The following is a 16228-nucleotide window of genomic DNA, read 5'->3' on the forward strand; positions in this document are numbered from 1 at the left end:
ATTGGCCCGGTTACTTGCAAAGCGCCTTTACCTTGACGATATAGGTCCCACCCGCCGCCCGAACGTCCTTGCGCATGTCAACGAACTCCTTATCGACGGTCATCGCCCTGATCAGCCGCCCCGAAAGACTGTACACCGCAACGGCATATGCATCATGCCGGCCGGGATTCTGGACGGCAAACCGGTCCGACGTCACCGTGAAGGTCCGCACCGCGGACGCAAGGGTTTTAGCTTGACATACAGGCATCAGCGTTCCCACCGGGTTTCCCTGCCCCGATCCCAGGATCAGGGTGGTGCCGTTGTAGGTCATCGTCTTCGCCGAGCCGTTCGCGGCGGCGGTGAGCTGCGCGAGGGTATAGGTGCTCAGGAGCTTGGCGGTCCGCTCAAGCACATACACCTGGCCGGCCGACGTGGCAAACGATATCACGTTGCCCGACGACGTCGTGATGACGCCGTTGTCCGACGTCCTCCGCACCTGGACCTGCTGGCCGGTCCATGGATTGACCACCGCGGCCTGAAGGCCGTACAAACTTTTGATGCCGACATATTTGATGTCCCCCGCCTCCCGCTCCGAGCTCACCAGGAACCCGTCGCGGCCAAGGAGCGTGAATTTCGTAGAGAGCGTCGCGTCGGCCGGCAGCGCCGGAAAAACCCTGATGGTGTCGCTGTGGCTCTGCAGCAGCGACTCGTTCATGGCGAGCAGGTGCACGCCCACGAACTCGAACACGCCGTTTGTATTGTTTGTAAAGCCGTTGGGATAACTCTGGTACGAGGCGAGCATACGCCGCAGGCCGTTGAAAGCCTCGTCGCCCAGGCCCATGCGCGCGGCCTGGATCGCGTCGGGCGACCAGACGCTCGAATACGGGTTGGGCCTGCTGTTCCAGTTGTTCAGCGCGGTCTGGTAATCGGGCGCGCCGATGCCGGTCACGCTGTAGGGCCACATGAGCTCGCACACGACGTTTTCGCCGTTGCTCTGGCTCACCGCCGGCGGATCGTACGCCAGGTAGCGGGTCCCGCCGTTGTACGGTTCCGTTTTGTAAGGAACAAGGCTGTCGAGGATCCCCTGCCACCGCTGCCTGAGGCTTGCATCGGCGTTGAACGCCTTGCTCGCCTGTATCGCCTGCGGAAACAGCGCCCGCACTTCCGCGAGGTCCGTGATCGCGTTCTTGACGCCCCAGTAGGTCTCGTGGGCGTTGGAGTTGGCCATGTAGTACTGCTTCGCGGCCGTGTCGTACGAAAGCTTCCCCGCGACGAACTTTGCCGTTTCGCGCATGTACGGATAGGCCGTGTCGCGCAGGAACGCCGAATCGTTGGTGTAACAGGCGCGCATGAACATGTTCGACGCCACCTCGGAGCCCGTCGTGTAGATCCGGTCGGTGTAGGTGCTGGTCGTCGTCCAGGTGGCGTCGCCGTCCCAGCGCATGGTCTCGGGCGTCCACGCTCCGTCGATGGAAAACCGGGTCATGGTGAACGCTGTGAGCTTGGAAAGCACCCTGCTATACAAACGGTAAAACGCCGAAAGCGCGTCGGGATGGTTCGAGGCGAGAAACGAGTTGTACACGTCGCGCTGGTTCCAGTACCAGTACGCGCCGCTCCAGTGGATGCCGATGTCCGCGTTGCTCTTGTACACGCCGTTGATAAAGTGGAACGGATAGTTCCCGTACGCGCCCGACGCGATGATGTAGGCGGCGAGGTAATAGTAGTTCTCGCAGTAGTCGGCGTCGCCGGCCGAATTGGAATACTGAACAAACGATTTCTCCCAGAACGCGTGCCACCAGTTGACAAACGCGGTCATGGTGGCGTTGTAGCCGGCGGTCTTGACCGCGGCAAGCAGGTTTTGCGCCTGGGTCACCGAATTATTTCCCGGCGCGTTGAGCCGGCTCGCGCAGGCGATCCAGATGGTGTAGCTTGGCGCGGGCGTGATCTGCAGCGCCACCGTGCGGCCGTCCACCTGCCTCGTGGTGAACGACGCGCCCTCGACGGTCGCGGCCAGCGTGTAGCCGAAATTGTTCGCGTCGGTCTGGCCGCGGCTGATCCCGGCCGCGCTCTGGTTCGCAAACGGCGTAACGGTCTTCCACGTGTTGATGTCGGGCACGTCCGACATCATGGAGTTCCACGAGCCGCTGGAGGTCATTTGGGTGTTCGGGTCCCACATCGCGATCTGGAACGCGACCGAATTGACATTGGCGCGTCCGTCTTCCACGTGGATGCCGAGGACCTCCGAATTCGGCGCCCCGAAAAAGGTCACGGTCCGGTTGTTGTCCCAGTGCGCGGTAACCGTGCCGTCGTAGAGGTTCAGGTACTGCTGGAACGCGGCGTAGTTCGAGTCCATGCCCGGCAGCGTTGACAGCGTGCACCACCCGGCCGAAAAGCACGTCTCTTCCGATGCGTCAACACCACTCACTTGCAGGGAAACGCCCTTCGCGTTCCATACCATGGCGCCCACCCTGCCGTTGCCCACGGTGAGGGCGTTTGTCGGGTTGGTGATGGGCTTGTTGAACACGATGTTGTGCTTGGAAAGGTAATGGCCGTAATCGACGGAGAGCACGCCCGCCGACTGGTCGAAGGAGTGGGTGGCGGCGGAACTGTTATTTGTCATGATAGAGAGCGCCAGAACGGCAAGGGCCGGGAGGATAAAATGTTTTTTCATAGGTTCTCCGATTATGAACATTTTTTAATGAAATGAGGTCCGTGCATTGTCACTCCCGCGAAAGCGGGAGTCCATCCCGTCTCTTGACCGGATTGGCAGGAGCCGAAACTCCTTTAGCATTGTATGCCGTCACAGTCGTTTTCCCGCGTTCGCGGAATGGCGTCCGCGTCAGAATAATTCAACTATTATGAACCTTATCTAACAATCTTGGACACAAATTCACTGTTTCCCGACTTTATCCGCGCCACATACACACCGCTGGACAAATCGGATATCGGGATTTCAATTGTACGTGACGCGTCATTGTCTCTGGTCACTTTTGCCATTCTGCCATTGACCTTTTCAATCATGATCTCAACCGGTCCCGCCGACTTCAGGAATATCCTGAGCGTATTGTCATTTACGGACATTCTTTCCATCCAGGAACCCGGCATCGATTGACAAACGCCTTTTGCCACCCGGGACGGGTTTGACGGATCGATCGGCATGGTCTTTGACACCGGAATCTTTCCCGTGAGCATTTGCTTCGCGAGTCCGGCCAGCCGCAGGTACCAGTCGCTCGGCAGGTTGTATCCATCCGCGTCAAGCGTCAATGTGTAGCCGTCTGCCGGCGCGAGCGATTTTTTCGGGCACGCCTTGAGAATGGCCGTGGCCTCGTCCACCTCGTCGAACATCGCGTTGTAGAGCATGGTGGCGCCGGCGCTCACGCAGTTGTACGCCTGGTCCCAGAACAGTTTGCCGCCCAGGCGCGGGATCTGGTTCTGCGGCGTGGTGCCCTGGTGCATGTTCGCCCAGGAGAACCCGGGCCATATCACGGGCAGGTAGTCCTTGCCGAGGCTCTTACATTCCGCGATGTCGGGGACCAGGTGGCTTGCTTTCCAGGAATCGGCGCCGGCGGTGTCGCCGAACCTGCCCACGAGCCACGGGCTGATGATGTCGACGCTCCGGCACACCGTGGCCCACGCCGTGGTGGTGGTGCGCCAGTCGTCATTCACGCCGCCCATGATCGTTGCCTGGTACTTGGGGTCGGCGCCGGTCTGGAACCAGGTGATGATGTTCTGCGCCACGTCGGTGGTGATTGACCTGTCGGAAAACCCGAACCCCCACACCGACACGAGCGGCTTGCCCTTGTATTTGAGGTACCGCACGCTCTGCGTGACCTTAAAGGTGTCCACGAGGTATTTCCAGTCGCTCGTGAGGTCGTCGAACAGCGTGGCGTTGTTCGCGCCGGAAACGTCGTACATGACCACGAACACCCTGCCGTAGGTCTCGGCCGCCTTTTTACAATTGAGAAGGACCTTGTTGGTGAAATCGGTCCAGCCCACGTGCTTGGGGCCGAAGCGCTGCACCCACGCGCCGTCGATGCCGTAGTCCTTCATCCACTTGAAGTGGCGCATCTCCGTCGCTTCCGGGTACGCGGAATTCAGCTTGACCACGGAGCCGTCGGCGTAGTGCATGTTCGTGGGAAACAGCTCGCTCGCCGCGTACTCGGTGAAATCGGGGAACAGGTCGACGTTGAGCGACGAATACGACGGCGTCTGGCTGTTGAACCAGTGGAACCACCCTCCGCCCGACCCGTCGCCCGGGCACTCGAACCAGCCCTGGTAGCCGCACATGTATTTGCCCACGAGGGTCGTGGCGTCCACCGTGTCCTGGGCCGCGGCAGGGGTTGTTGCAAGAGTAAGTAGAACGGTGATGATGATGAACACGCGGAAAGGGAGCGTGAAAAGCGACCCGCCGTCGCTTAATCGTTGAAGGTGCCTCATGATCCTCCTTTGTCAATTTATTAAAGTATCTTGGATTCGAAATGGAGACTATGCTCCTATTATGCTACCATCCACCGGCTATTATTGATAAAAGGCGTTTCGAATTTAGTCCCTTATCATACCTCTTCTTCCTCCGTGTAAACTCTCTATCACCACTGTCGCAACGACAGCCACTCAAATGATCCGGCCGAGGGAGTCACGGCGCCAAAGAGGGGGAGACCTCCCCCCATTATTACTTTACAAATTAAAAATTAAATTGCGCCCTAAGCGTAAACTGCCAGTCGCCCTGGCTCGGGCATTCCTCCCTGGTGTCGCGGTAGAACTGCAGGTTTCCTGTTGTAAAGTAATGCGTCCGGCCGACGTCGCCCATCACCTGCAGGCCCGGAACAATGGTCCGGGAGAAGAAAATGTCCCAGTACCAGGCGTAATGCGCCGGCTCTCCCAGAGCCAAAAGCGGCAGGGGGCTGCGCGGCGTATCGAAATACGTGTGCTTGTAGTTGTTGGAATATCTGCTGTCGTACCATTCGACTTCGGCGGAGAGAACATCGAGCAATCTGAACGCCGGGACATTGAACCCCACCATGACCGGAATGCGCCTGAGGATGCTGTCGTAGGCAATGGGATAGTCCTTTGTTCCCAGGATGCAGGCCTCCGCGTATAATTTTAGGTCCTGGTCGCCGAAGATTTTCGGGCCGCCGAAGAGCTGCTTGGGATCGAACGATAACCGCGCCATCACCTTGGTGGCGGCGAAGGAGCAATAGGTGGTGTCGGACACGATCGTGGTCTCGGCGGGCGCGGGATACAGCGTGTCGTAGGAAACGAGCTGGTTTGCCGGATAATGCGACGTGGTGAGCGCCGGGTTCATGGGGATAAGCCGCGTGAAGCTCACGCCGGCGCCCACCTCGACCAACGGACGGCCTTCGCCGCCGCCCATGGCGTAGCTCGCCACGAGCGAGGGCGTGAGGTCGCCCACCGGATACTGTGTCTCGCTTGTAAACAAGCCGTCGATTGTCAGGCCCTTGAGGGGCCTGTATTCCAGGCACAGCCCGGCCATGCGCGCATACACCGACGCGAAGCTGTTGATGATGTAGCCCGGATACGCCGTTGCCCTGAACAGGTATTCGCCCAGGCTCTTGACATCATGGTTATAGGTATATTTGAAATATCCCAGGGTGATTTTCAGGAACGGATCGTCTGTAGTGCCGAACAGGTACGTTCCCTTCATCTCGTCGGCGTAAAACCGGTAGAACATGTTGTAGGAGTCGAGGTCCTGCGCGTACAGCGTGATCGTGGCGGGGTCGATAACGGCCTGCGCCAGCTCGCATTCGGTGCCCACCACGATTTGCAGCCGCTTGTTGACCGTTGCGCAAACGTCCACGCCGCCGTATAAAAAGTTCTGCCATTGATGGTCGAGCCGGTCAAAGCTGATGCCGTACATGCCCTTCACGATTTCGCCGGCCTGGTACGCGGTGTAGCCGGAATAATTGAACGTCACGTCGGGCTTGTCGGCATTGCAGGGAATGCCGATGAATAGCATGATGGCGATGGCAATCGCGGCGATGGGCATTTTTTTGCGGGGGACCTTTTTATTTATCATCATTTGCGGAATATCCTTTTTATCAAATCTTATTTAAGCAGAACCTTCTGCATGCCGCCGATTGCTCCGGAATTCCACTTGATGATATAAGCGCCCGGTTTCAAGATTTGTCTTGCTATGACAATGCTGCCATTTCCCGATGTAAATTCGCCCGCGCACCTTCCGTCAAGCAAGAATATCGCCGCCTTCACATTTTTACATGAGCCGAAAGTCAAACTTGTTGACCGAGCGGAACTCGCGGTTATCTTCATCCCGCCGTTTCCCGCAGAACTTAAACCGCACAATGGACTTGCCACCGCAACCGGCGTATTCGACATGTTCATCACGATGGTATGTTTTCCCGCGAGGCCGCCGGAGAAGAACGGCTCATGGGGCGCGCCGTCGAGCGTGAACGATGCCAGGTATTTTCCCGGTCCCGTGACTGTCATATTGAGCGTGTCCTTCCGGTAAATGAAGTTGTCCAGGGTCATCGCGTTCTTGAACGTGTCGGGCACCATGGGGTCGAACCGGATGCCGTCAACGTCGAAATTCATGCCGAACAGCCCGTGGAACACCATGGAGATGTATCCCGACGCGCTCCAGAGCTGGCGATGGCCGCCGTCGGGCGTGCCCTGCTCGGGGCGGTAGAATTCCAGGAACTCCCCGCCCTGCGTGTGGGCCCAGAGCTGCGCCAGCTTGTCGATGCAGTTTGTGAAGGCTGCCATGTTTTTGATCTTCGTCGCGGCCCAGGCGATGTAGCCCTGCACGAACGGCCACACCATTCCCGTATGGTAATAGTCGGCGTCCTGGGCCGTGGGGCACCCCTTGGCGTAGCACATCCAGTTGGTGTCCTGCGGATACTGGCAGCGGTAACCCCATGCGCAGGGAACGGTGTTGCTCAGGATGCTCTCCTTCATTGACGAATCGGCGATGTCGTAGAGGATCGCGAACGCGTCGGCGAGGCCTTCGTTCCTGTCGAGAAACGTCTTGCCGTCCTGGTACTTGATGTAATAGTAGTATCCCTTGGCCGGGTTCCATAATTGTTTGTTGATCGCGTTCTTGATCGTCAATGCCCTTGCGCTGAGGGAATCGAGCGTGGCCTGTGGCTTTCCGAGCAGCTTTGCCATGGAATCGGCCACGACCCAGGCATGGTAATACAGCATGTTCGTGCTGCCGCACTTGGTGTTGCCCACCGCGGGCTTGGTGAGGTCGGAATAGTTCTGGTTGCCCGCGAACGGCGGCGGATACGCGCTGTTCGATTCCATGAACGACGAGCAGCCGCGGTACAGGCTGTCTGTCTTGTCAAGCACCACCCACCCGCCGGCGCCGGGTGTCTCCGCCATGGCAAGCGAGTTGCGCACGATGGGATACGCCCACGAGAGGAAGCTTTGGTCGCCGGTCTCCCGGTAATAGGCCCAGGCGCCGGTCGCCCACACGATGCCGTCGGTGAGGTTCGGCCACCCTCCGAAGTGTCCGCATACGTCCTGGCGCTGCACGGTGAGGCCGTTCCACTGCGCCGTGTTGTAGTTGAAGGTGTTCTTCGACGTCACCGGATCGAGGTGCCCGCACGCCATCTCGATGGAATAGGAGCCGTCGCGCTCCCAGACCTCCGCCCAGAACGCGCCCGCGTTGAACACGGTGCTGCCGTCGGCCGATTGCACCGTGTTGGTGTCGATGTTCGCCTTGGCGTTCTTGAACGGGTTGTCGTACTTGGAAATGCCTGAAGTAAAGACGAAATTTTCCGCACCGGCCGGAAGAGAAAGACTTATTGACAGTATCATTGCGACGGTTGACGAAGAAAAAGTTAAGAATTTCATGACAACTTCCTTTTTTATATTTTATTCTTCTCTGTGTCCTCTGTGTCTCTGTGGCTATTCTTCCCCTACTTCTTCCACAGCGCTTCCATTGCTTCGAGGGTCTTGCCCTTCGTCTCCGGCACCAGCTTCCAGATGAACAGCACGGAGAGCACGCACATGCTGCCGTAGATCCAGAACGGGAACCCGCCGTGGAACTTGTCCGACAGAAACACATTGCCGAGCAGGATGGGAAACGTCCACGACACCGCGAGGTTGGAGATCCACTGCGCGGCCACGGCTATTGACATGACGGAATCACGTATCTTGTTGGGGAATATCTCCGAGAGCAGCACCCAGGTGACCGGCCCGGCGGCCAGCGCGAAGCAGGCGATGTATAAGAGCATCATCATGAGCATGGCGAGCCCGGCCTGGTTGAGGAACGCGGTCACGCCCACGCCCGTGATGCCGACGCACATGCCCGAATACCCGATCAGCATGAGCGCCTTGCGTCCCAGTTTGTCAACAGAGAGGATGGCGATCACCGTGAACAGAAGGTTCACCGCGCCCACGATGATGGTCTGCAGCAGCGAGGCATTGGTGGTGCTTCCCATCTTCTTGAAAATCTCGGGCGCGTAATACAGGATCACGTTGATGCCCGTGATCTGCTGGAACACCGAGAGCATGATGCCGATCAATACCAGCAGCGTGCCGAACGAGAATATTTTTCCCCGTTCCTGCAGAAGCGACTTTCTGATCTCGTCCGCCTCCGCCGCCGCGTGGCCTTGGCCCCCCACCTTCGCAAGCACGCCGAACGCCTCGTCGTTTCTCGCCTTCATCATGAGCCAGCGCGGGCTTTCGGGGATGAAAAACAGCGCCACGAGGAACAGAAACGACGGGATCGCGCCGGAGGCGAACATCCAGCGCCAGCCCGTGGTGTTGAGCCAGGATTCGTTTCCCTGCAGCGCGATGCCCCAATTGACAAAATAGACCACCAGCATGCCGAAGATGATGGCGAACTGGTTCCACGAGACGAGCCTGCCGCGGATGGCGGCGGGCGCGATCTCGGCGATGTACATGGGCGACAGCATGGACGCCATGCCCACGCCGATGCCGCCCACGATGCGGAACAGTACGAACACGATGAGCTGGTTGGGCAGCGCGGTGCCGATGGCGCCGGAAAGGAACAAAAGTGCGGCCGCGATCATGGCTCTTTTTCTTCCGAGCCGGTTGCTTGCCAGCCCGGCAATCGCGCCGCCGATGATGCAGCCGAGCAGCGCGCTTGACGTTGCCCAGCCCAGCAGCGAATTGCCCGCGTCAACGCCCAGGTGCCGCGAGTCGATGAAATACGCCTTGAGCGATCCCACCGCGCCCGATATCACGGCCGTGTCGTATCCGAACAACAGCCCGCCCAGCGTCGCCACCAACGTGAGGGCGAGAACGTAGGCCTTGCTGCCGTTTTCCTTCTGAGCCATTTATTCTCCTTTTGCGCGCGGACTCTCCGCCTTGGCATTGCAGTTTTTTGTCATGCCCGACACCGGTCGGGCACCCACTCTTTAGAGCAACTTGAAATGGATTCCCGCTTCCGCAGGAATGACAATCAATTCATCTTCCTTCAACGCTACAAGCATCAGTTATACATTTTCTTGAACTCCGCGCACGCGTCCATCACCGCCTCGCGCATCATGTCTTCCGCTTTTGCCGTTTCCCTTTTCGCAAGGAACCCCAACAACTTTTTTGTCTCGAGTTTCGCGGCGGCTTTTTCGCACGCGTCCCACGAAAGGATGCTGCGCACCACCCGGTCGATGCCCTGGCGCTCGCTGTCGTACGGCCGCACCTGCATGTCGTGGCCCTTCCACCGCTTATAGCCCGATTCGGCGAGAAGGCCGGCGATGGCGATGTTCATGCCGTTGATCTTCACGCCGTGGTCGATGTCGAATTTGCCGGCCCCCCCTAGGATGATGCCGTCATCGCAGCCCTGGCTGTTCATGTGCATGTGGAGCAATGCGTTGTTGTCAAGCTCTTCCACCGTGTCGTACACATGGTCAAGCCCTATCATCTCCGAATGCCCGAATTCCTTGTTGATGCCCTTTTTGTCGCGCTTGATCCCGAACTCCTGTTCGAGATTGTACCAGAGCAGAAGCGCGCTTGCGACCGTGGGAAGCATCAGCGCCGGATGGCCTTCGTTGGGTTTCGGCTCGATGGCGATGTACAGTTTTCCGCCCTGCGATGCCTCGTGCCGGCACAACGCCGCGATGCTTTCCTTAAGGTTCGCGTACATTTTTTTTAGTCCGACGGTCGCGATGTCGTAGCCGTACGACCCGTTCCACAGCACGAACGCGGGCGCAAGCCCCGCCTCCGGGTGCCACGCCCTGGCAAGCGGCCCGTAGGTGAGGTCGACGGCCTTTTTGCCCATGTCCTGCGCCGCCGACCTTTCCTTTCCGTCAAGCGACGCGATGCCGCCGTAGGCAAAGTGGCTGTGCGCGCCGGGCGTCATCATCGCTAGATACATGCCGTTTTCCCGCAGCGCGTCCGCCACGGCCGCCGCGTTTTTTTCGTCGACCTCGGTGTCGTAATGCACTTCGTAGCCGAGTTGGATGTGCGGCGGCAGGCGCGGCGCGATTTCCTTTTTTATCAACCCGATGAGGTTCACGGTGTCGAGCTTTCCCGCTCCCCACTGCTTGCGGATGTCGGAGGGAACGAATCCTCCCTTGCCCGCGTGAAATGTCCACCTGCACACACTGTGAAACGATTTTGGTTCTGCCATACAACGATGCCCTTCTAAGCTTAAGATGAAAACACTTAACCGACCTGTTTTATCGCTTCCCGCTTTTCCGAATGCGGCCTTATTTTGTCAAGCCTGTCGGCCCATTGCCGGTACCAGCCGGCGTATACCGCGACAAGTTCTTTATCCGGCGGAATCGTGCGCACGACCGACAACCCCTTAAAGGCGTCCTTTACCGAAGGGAATATACCGGCGCCTATTCCCGCGCCCCGCGCGGATCCCTGGGCGCCGTCGGTGTTGTACAGCTCCACGGTCGCGTTGCAGGCCGCAGCGAACACCTGGCCAAAAAGCTCGCTTTTAAACATGTTGGCGTGCCCGGCGCGCACCGTTTTCACCAGGATGCCGGACTTGCGCATGATGTCAAGGCCGTATTTCAGGGCGAACACGATGCCCTCCTGCGACGCGCGCAGCAGGTGCCTGCGCGCGTGCACGGAAAAATCCAGGCCGTGGATGGAGGCGGACACGTTCCGGTTTCCCAGGGTCCGTTCGGCGCCGTTGCCGTACGGGAACACCATGAGCCCCTCGCACGCGGGCGGCGCTTTCCACGCCTCGGCATTCATCTGCTCGTAGGTCAGGCTCTCGCCGCCAACGGTGCACAGGTTCCGCCGCAGCCACCGGTTCAATACGCCCGTGCCGTTGACGCACAGGAGAACGCCGTAGCGCGGAGAGCCCGGCGTGTAATTGACATGCGCAAAAGTGTTGAGGCGCGACGCGGGGTCAACGACCGGCGCATCGCTGACGCCGTACACCACGCCCGAGGTTCCCGCGGTTGCCGCGATTTCCCCGGGCTCAAGTACCGCGAGCGACAGCGCGTTGTTGGGCTGGTCGCCCGCGCGGTAGGAAACCGGAACCCCTGGTTCGATCCCGAGCTCCTGCGCAACCATTGCCGTTACGCCGCCCTGCGCCGAAAAGCACGGAACGATTTTGGGCACCAGGTCGTAGCTGAAATCGAAATGGTCAAAGAGGAAATCCGCGAGCCGGTGGTACGTGAAGTCCCACATGATGCCCTCGGAAAGCCCGCCCGGCGTCGTGAAGATGTCGCCGGTGAGTTTCATGGCGATGTAGTCGCCCGGCAGCATGATCTTGTGGATTTTCTTGTAGACGTCGGGGAGATGTTCCTTTACCCATGCGAGTTTGGAGGCCGTGAAATTTCCCGGCGGATTGAGGAGCCGCGACAGGCATTGGGCGCCGCCGATGGCGGCGCATGCGCGCTCGCCCGTCTCGACCGCCCTGCTGTCGCACCAGATGATCGCGTTGGCGAGCGGTTTTTCGTTTTTGTCAACCATAACCAGCCCGTGCATCTGGTACGCTATGCCGATGGCGCGGACCGCTTTCATATCGATTTGGGGATTCCGCCTGAGCGCGGCAATGGCGAGCCTTACGTGGCTCCACCAGGTTTCCGGATGCTGTTCCGCCCAGCCCGGTTTCGGGGAAATGATTTCCATTTCTGATTCCGGGCTCGTTGCCGAGGCGACGACCTTCTGGTTTTCAATATCGAGCAGCGACGCCTTTATCGACGAACTGCCGATGTCCAGGCCGAGGAGGTATCCGGTGTCGTTCATGAAAATATCACCCTGAACTTTTTTATCAACTCTTAAATTGTTCTTTTCAATGCTGATAATATGGAATCATCTGCCAAATAATTTAAAAGATGAGGCAGTAAAAAGCCTGATAGAATTAGTTACTTTGTTTATCTAATTGATATATCTTTAAATATCGTGATCCATTTCAGGCAGGAAGAGCAAAGGATCCTTTATATAATATTTTTGCGTGGCAGCGCCCACGCGCTCGTGACAGTTTGATCGTCGCATGCATCCGGGGCCTTCAGCCCCCGGGCCCGTTTTGTTGGGGCGGTTCGCGAACCGCCCCAACAAAACCTCGGGCCGCGGCAGCCCGAGCCGAAGGACGACGACCCTTGTGACCCTTGGAAATCCCTGACGAGGGAGAAGCACCCGAAGGGGTGGACCGTAAGAAGGGCCGCCGCGGAACGCCCAAATTTATTTTTAAGAAAAACATCAAACTAGGGATTTCCTCCTATGAAAAAAAGACCCGGCATCCAAAAAGCGGTCCATTATTTAACCCACGGCGTCGAGACCGGCGCCTTCAGGCAAAAACTCCCCACTATTAAATCGCTCGCAAAGGCCGCAGACGTCTCGTTCGTCACCATGTGGAAGGCAGTTGACCAGCTCAGGCGCAAGGGAATGCTTTCGCGGGAAAACCTCGGCCGCGCCGGAGGACGGCGTGACAAATCAGCCCCCGCACCTCCGGCGGCGATGCAAGCGCCCGCCGTTTATCCGGACATTGAGCAGTTCGAACCGGTATGGCAGAAAATGCTTGCCCGCTTCAAACAGGACGTACTCACCGGAAGGTTTCCCGCGGGCCAGCCCCTGCCCTCGTGCAAGGAACTCCAGGGAATGTACGGCGTGTCGTATCCCACGCTGCGCAAGGCGCTCGAAACGCTCTCGTCGCAGGAGATCATCAGGCCGCACCAGCGGGGGTACATCGCGCCGGCATTGACAAAATCGGAATCAACGGTGCGTATCGTCGCGATCGGGTGCGGCTGGGAGGACGGGACGCTGTGGATCGATTACCAGGACAAGAATTATTTCCGCATCCTCGAGTCGGAGTGCATCCAGAGCAAGGTGGCGCTCGACATCGTGGTGTACTGCAGGCAGGGCGACCGGCTCTGCTTCATCGACACCATCACCCGCAAGCCGTACGACCTTTCAAACGACAACATCCTGAGCATCATCATGATCGTCGCCAACCTCGAAATCCCGCCCGAGGAGGTGATAAAAAAAATCGTGGGGTATAAAAAACCGGTTGCCGTGCTCGACGTGGTGGGAGGATGGGAGGCCTCCGCCCGGACCGCGAGCAACTATTACCTGCAGCTCTTCACCGTCACCATGTCGATCCGGCCCCCGCGATCCGTGGCGCAGTACCTGCTCACCCTGGGCCACAAAAACGTCGCGTTCCTCTCGCCGTTTCACAAGGCGCCGTGGTCGCGGCAGCGCAGCAGCGGCGTAAGCGAAATCTTCCGCGACGCGGGATACGCCGGCAACGTACGCATGCACGTACTCGACCAGTACGCCTTCCAGTGGGACTTTCTGCAAGAGGACCAAAACAACCCCGACGACGTCCAGACCATCGTGGCGGCCTACCGCGAATGGCAGAAATACGCGGACTCGGAGTTCTTCAGGAAATTCGGCCACATCAGCTACAACATCTCAAAGTACCTCACCGAATGGAACTGCGCCACGGGCGAGATCTACCACCGCATGGTCCCGCTGTTCGGGCAGGCCCTCAAGAACAAGGCGGTCACCGCCTGGGTGATGGCCAACGATTACGCCGCGACGCTCGCGCTCGACTACCTCAAGGAGGTCAAGGTGCGCGTCCCCGAAGACCTCTCGATCATCTCGTTCGACAATACGCTTGACGCAATGGAATACCAGCTCACCTCGTACGACTTCAACCTGAGCGGCATCGTGAGCGTCATGCTGCGGTACGCGCTGCGGCCGTCGTCGGTGTCGTCGCCCCGGCACAAGGCCGTGATCGAGGCGGAGGGCACGATAATTGAGCGGCGTTCGACGATGAGACCTGCTAAAGGTTCGGTTGAATAAAAACCCGGGCGTACCCCTCGTCCTTCGACCCAGATTATTTATTATTGACGATTTATATCCGGCCTTAATCTCACAATGTAAATACTGCGGGACATGCCATAGTCTTTGGAAAGATTGACCACGCCGCTTCTCACGGAAAATTCCCGGACCAGCCTCCCCTGCAAGGTATAGACCGCGCAGATGTTTGACGTTTGCGCATATTCATGCGGAAGGGCGAACCCGTCGCCGTTCACCTTGAGGGTGCGCGGCGCCGGAACCGGTTTGTCAGGAACCGCTGCCGTATTTACGCCCGTCGCCGTGGAATCGTAAATAAGGAAGCTCGCGAACGACAGCGCGGGAAGGGTGGCCGTCACCATCTGCGATCCCACGCATATCGCCACGTTCTGCGGCGCGTTGTTCTGGTTGTTGGTCACCACCGCGATGCTGCCGTCCGGGTTCTTTACGGAAATCTCGTTCGTGTCGTACTGTCCCGTCACCTTGAGCACCTTTGACCCCGGCCGTATGTAGTAACTCAGGTGTTTGAGCCCGTAGTACTGCGAGTTGTACACGATCTTTTTCCCGATGGTGTCTATGGTTATCATGCAGTTCTGCTGCCAGGCGCCGGTTCCCCATTGGGCGCTCCACCCGCCGTTGGCCAAAAGCAGGTTCCATTGAAAGGCACCCGACGCGCCGTTCGCGACCAGCAGCTTGATTTCCGGGAAAGTCTGCGATTGCGGGTAGTTCCACTGGTTGTCGCCGCCGCCGCACACCAGTTCCGTGCCGTATTCCCGCAGGTTGGGAAACTTCTTGTGGATGTAGTTGATCACCTGCTCGCCCTGGTACTGGTAGCACACCGTGGTGATGATGCTGCTGCAATAGCTGTCCCTGAGCATGGGGATGTAGTAGTTGGAGTCGTTGAGGTTCATGGTGGGGGTCCACAGCTCGACGTCGGGATGGTCGGCCTTCATGCGCGGGCCCAGATAATTTTTCATGAAATTCAGCATCGTGGCTCCGTCGGGCCAGATCATGGAGGGAAACGGCTGGCACGTGTACGGCTCGTTCTGGAACGCGAGCGCAAAGAACGGAATGCCGTCGTTCTTGAACAGCGTGACCACTTTTGAAAAGTACAGCGCATAGGCGGTGAGGGTCGCTATGTCCTGGTGCAGTTCGCACGCCGTGCTCGGGTAGGAGGCGCCGCCCGACCAGTTGTCGTTGGCCTTCATCCAGGCGGGCGCGGTCCACGGGCTCCCCCAAACCTTGAGCGCCGGATTGACGGCGACGGCTTTCTTGACAAAGTCGAGCGTTACGAGGCTGTCGCGGTGGATGTTCACGTACTTCATCTCGTCGTCGCCCGCCGAATCGTCGAGCGAGTAGCCGTTGAGCGAAAAATCGCTGCAGCCGATGGGCAGGCGGATCATGTTGAACTTGCAGCCGCTCACCGTGTCGAAGAGCGCCCGCATCACGCTGTCCTGCAGCGCCTGCGGCAGCTTGTGCAGCGCGAGCACCGACGATTCGTTCGGGCTTCCGCCCCATCCGGTCATCGTCTGGAACTGGACTGTCGTGTCGACGTCTATTTCGGTCGCCTGCGTCGTGTGGGCAACAACGGGCAGCTGCTGTTCCGCCGCCCACGGCGCATTTGCAACCGATGTCCGCCATTTTGCCCTGAGCACCGCATGCGACGGCGACACCGCTCCCGCGGCAAGCAGAATAACAAGCAGCCATTTCACGGCCGCACCTCGTGAAAAACGTTTTGCAATCGGCATGATCTCCTCCGTTCTGAAAAATCGCGGGCTAGAAACCGTATTTGATCTTGAGCACCCAGTACCAATGGCTGTTCTTGATGAGCGTTTCCTCGTAATCCTGGTACTTCTCTATGTACGTTTCGGTCCTGAGGTGGTCGCGTCCCACCAGGCCGATAAAAGACAGCCTGCCGAGGATGGTCTTCTTTGCATAGACGATCCATTTCCAGTCGTCATGCGTGTAATCGTAGTCGGTCTCGCCGGACCCCGGCGGTGTCGGGACAGCCGCAAGCTCGCCGGTGTAGCTGAGATAGCTGTCC

The 16228-nt window shown here is 58.7% G+C and carries 10 protein-coding genes; 1 reads left to right on the top strand and 9 read right to left on the bottom strand.

Features of this window, described 5'->3' with window-relative positions; genetic code table 11:
• Positions 1-10: 10 nt before the first annotated feature.
• The 7 genes from VLX68_08205 to VLX68_08235 all read right to left on the bottom strand — a co-directional run bounded on the left by VLX68_08205 (position 11) and on the right by VLX68_08235 (position 12132).
• A complete protein-coding gene (locus tag VLX68_08205) occupies positions 11-2650 on the bottom strand; it encodes a hypothetical protein (protein ID HUI92214.1) in 2640 nt (879 codons plus the stop codon).
• Between the two features lie 194 nt (positions 2651-2844).
• Entirely contained in the window at positions 2845-4416 is a 1572-nt protein-coding gene (locus VLX68_08210) for a T9SS type A sorting domain-containing protein (protein HUI92215.1), read from the bottom strand.
• A 244-nt stretch (positions 4417-4660) separates the two neighbouring features.
• A complete protein-coding gene (locus tag VLX68_08215; protein HUI92216.1) occupies positions 4661-6016 on the bottom strand; it encodes a hypothetical protein in 1356 nt (451 codons plus the stop codon).
• Positions 6017-6042: 26 nt separating this feature from the next.
• On the bottom strand, positions 6043-7809 hold the full coding sequence (locus VLX68_08220; GenBank protein HUI92217.1) for an amylo-alpha-1,6-glucosidase: 1767 nt from the start codon (positions 7807-7809) through the stop codon (positions 6043-6045).
• Between the two features lie 65 nt (positions 7810-7874).
• Positions 7875-9260: a D-xylose transporter XylE gene (gene xylE, locus VLX68_08225; GenBank protein HUI92218.1), complete on the bottom strand. Its 1386-nt coding sequence runs from the start codon at positions 9258-9260 to the stop codon at positions 7875-7877.
• Between the two features lie 155 nt (positions 9261-9415).
• Positions 9416-10552: a hypothetical protein gene (locus tag VLX68_08230; protein ID HUI92219.1), complete on the bottom strand. Its 1137-nt coding sequence runs from the start codon at positions 10550-10552 to the stop codon at positions 9416-9418.
• A 35-nt stretch (positions 10553-10587) separates the two neighbouring features.
• Positions 10588-12132, bottom strand: coding sequence for an FGGY family carbohydrate kinase (locus tag VLX68_08235; GenBank protein HUI92220.1), 1545 nt, complete (start codon positions 12130-12132; stop codon positions 10588-10590).
• A 474-nt stretch (positions 12133-12606) separates the two neighbouring features.
• On the opposite strand from VLX68_08235, the gene VLX68_08240 reads away from it, so the two are divergent.
• Positions 12607-14190, top strand: a complete 1584-nt coding sequence (locus tag VLX68_08240; GenBank protein ID HUI92221.1) for a substrate-binding domain-containing protein — start codon at positions 12607-12609, stop codon at positions 14188-14190.
• Positions 14191-14231: 41 nt separating this feature from the next.
• Here the strand turns inward: VLX68_08240 and VLX68_08245 are convergent, their stop codons facing one another.
• Positions 14232-15932, bottom strand: coding sequence for a glycoside hydrolase family 30 beta sandwich domain-containing protein (locus VLX68_08245; protein HUI92222.1), 1701 nt, complete (start codon positions 15930-15932; stop codon positions 14232-14234).
• A gap of 28 nt (positions 15933-15960) precedes the next feature.
• Positions 15961-16228, bottom strand: a 268-nt coding sequence (locus VLX68_08250; protein ID HUI92223.1) for a hypothetical protein, incomplete at its 5' end; no start/stop codon positions are given.

This window comes from Chitinivibrionales bacterium, from assembly GCA_035516255.1.
GTDB lineage: Bacteria > Fibrobacterota > Chitinivibrionia > Chitinivibrionales > FEN-1185 > FEN-1185.

Excerpts from the sequence above, each read along its gene's own strand:
- xylE (HUI92218.1), bottom strand. The coding sequence starts at position 9,260 with ATGGCTCAGAAGGAAAACGGCAGCAAGGCCTACGTTCTCGCCCTCACG.
- VLX68_08210 (HUI92215.1), bottom strand. The coding sequence starts at position 4,416 with ATGAGGCACCTTCAACGATTAAGCGACGGCGGGTCGCTTTTCACGCTC.
- VLX68_08215 (HUI92216.1), bottom strand. The coding sequence starts at position 6,016 with ATGATGATAAATAAAAAGGTCCCCCGCAAAAAAATGCCCATCGCCGCG.
- VLX68_08245 (HUI92222.1), bottom strand. The coding sequence starts at position 15,932 with ATGCCGATTGCAAAACGTTTTTCACGAGGTGCGGCCGTGAAATGGCTG.
- VLX68_08220 (HUI92217.1), bottom strand. The coding sequence starts at position 7,809 with ATGAAATTCTTAACTTTTTCTTCGTCAACCGTCGCAATGATACTGTCA.
- VLX68_08235 (HUI92220.1), bottom strand. The coding sequence starts at position 12,132 with ATGAACGACACCGGATACCTCCTCGGCCTGGACATCGGCAGTTCGTCG.
- VLX68_08240 (HUI92221.1), top strand. The coding sequence starts at position 12,607 with ATGAAAAAAAGACCCGGCATCCAAAAAGCGGTCCATTATTTAACCCAC.
- VLX68_08230 (HUI92219.1), bottom strand. The coding sequence starts at position 10,552 with ATGGCAGAACCAAAATCGTTTCACAGTGTGTGCAGGTGGACATTTCAC.
- VLX68_08205 (HUI92214.1), bottom strand. The coding sequence starts at position 2,650 with ATGAAAAAACATTTTATCCTCCCGGCCCTTGCCGTTCTGGCGCTCTCT.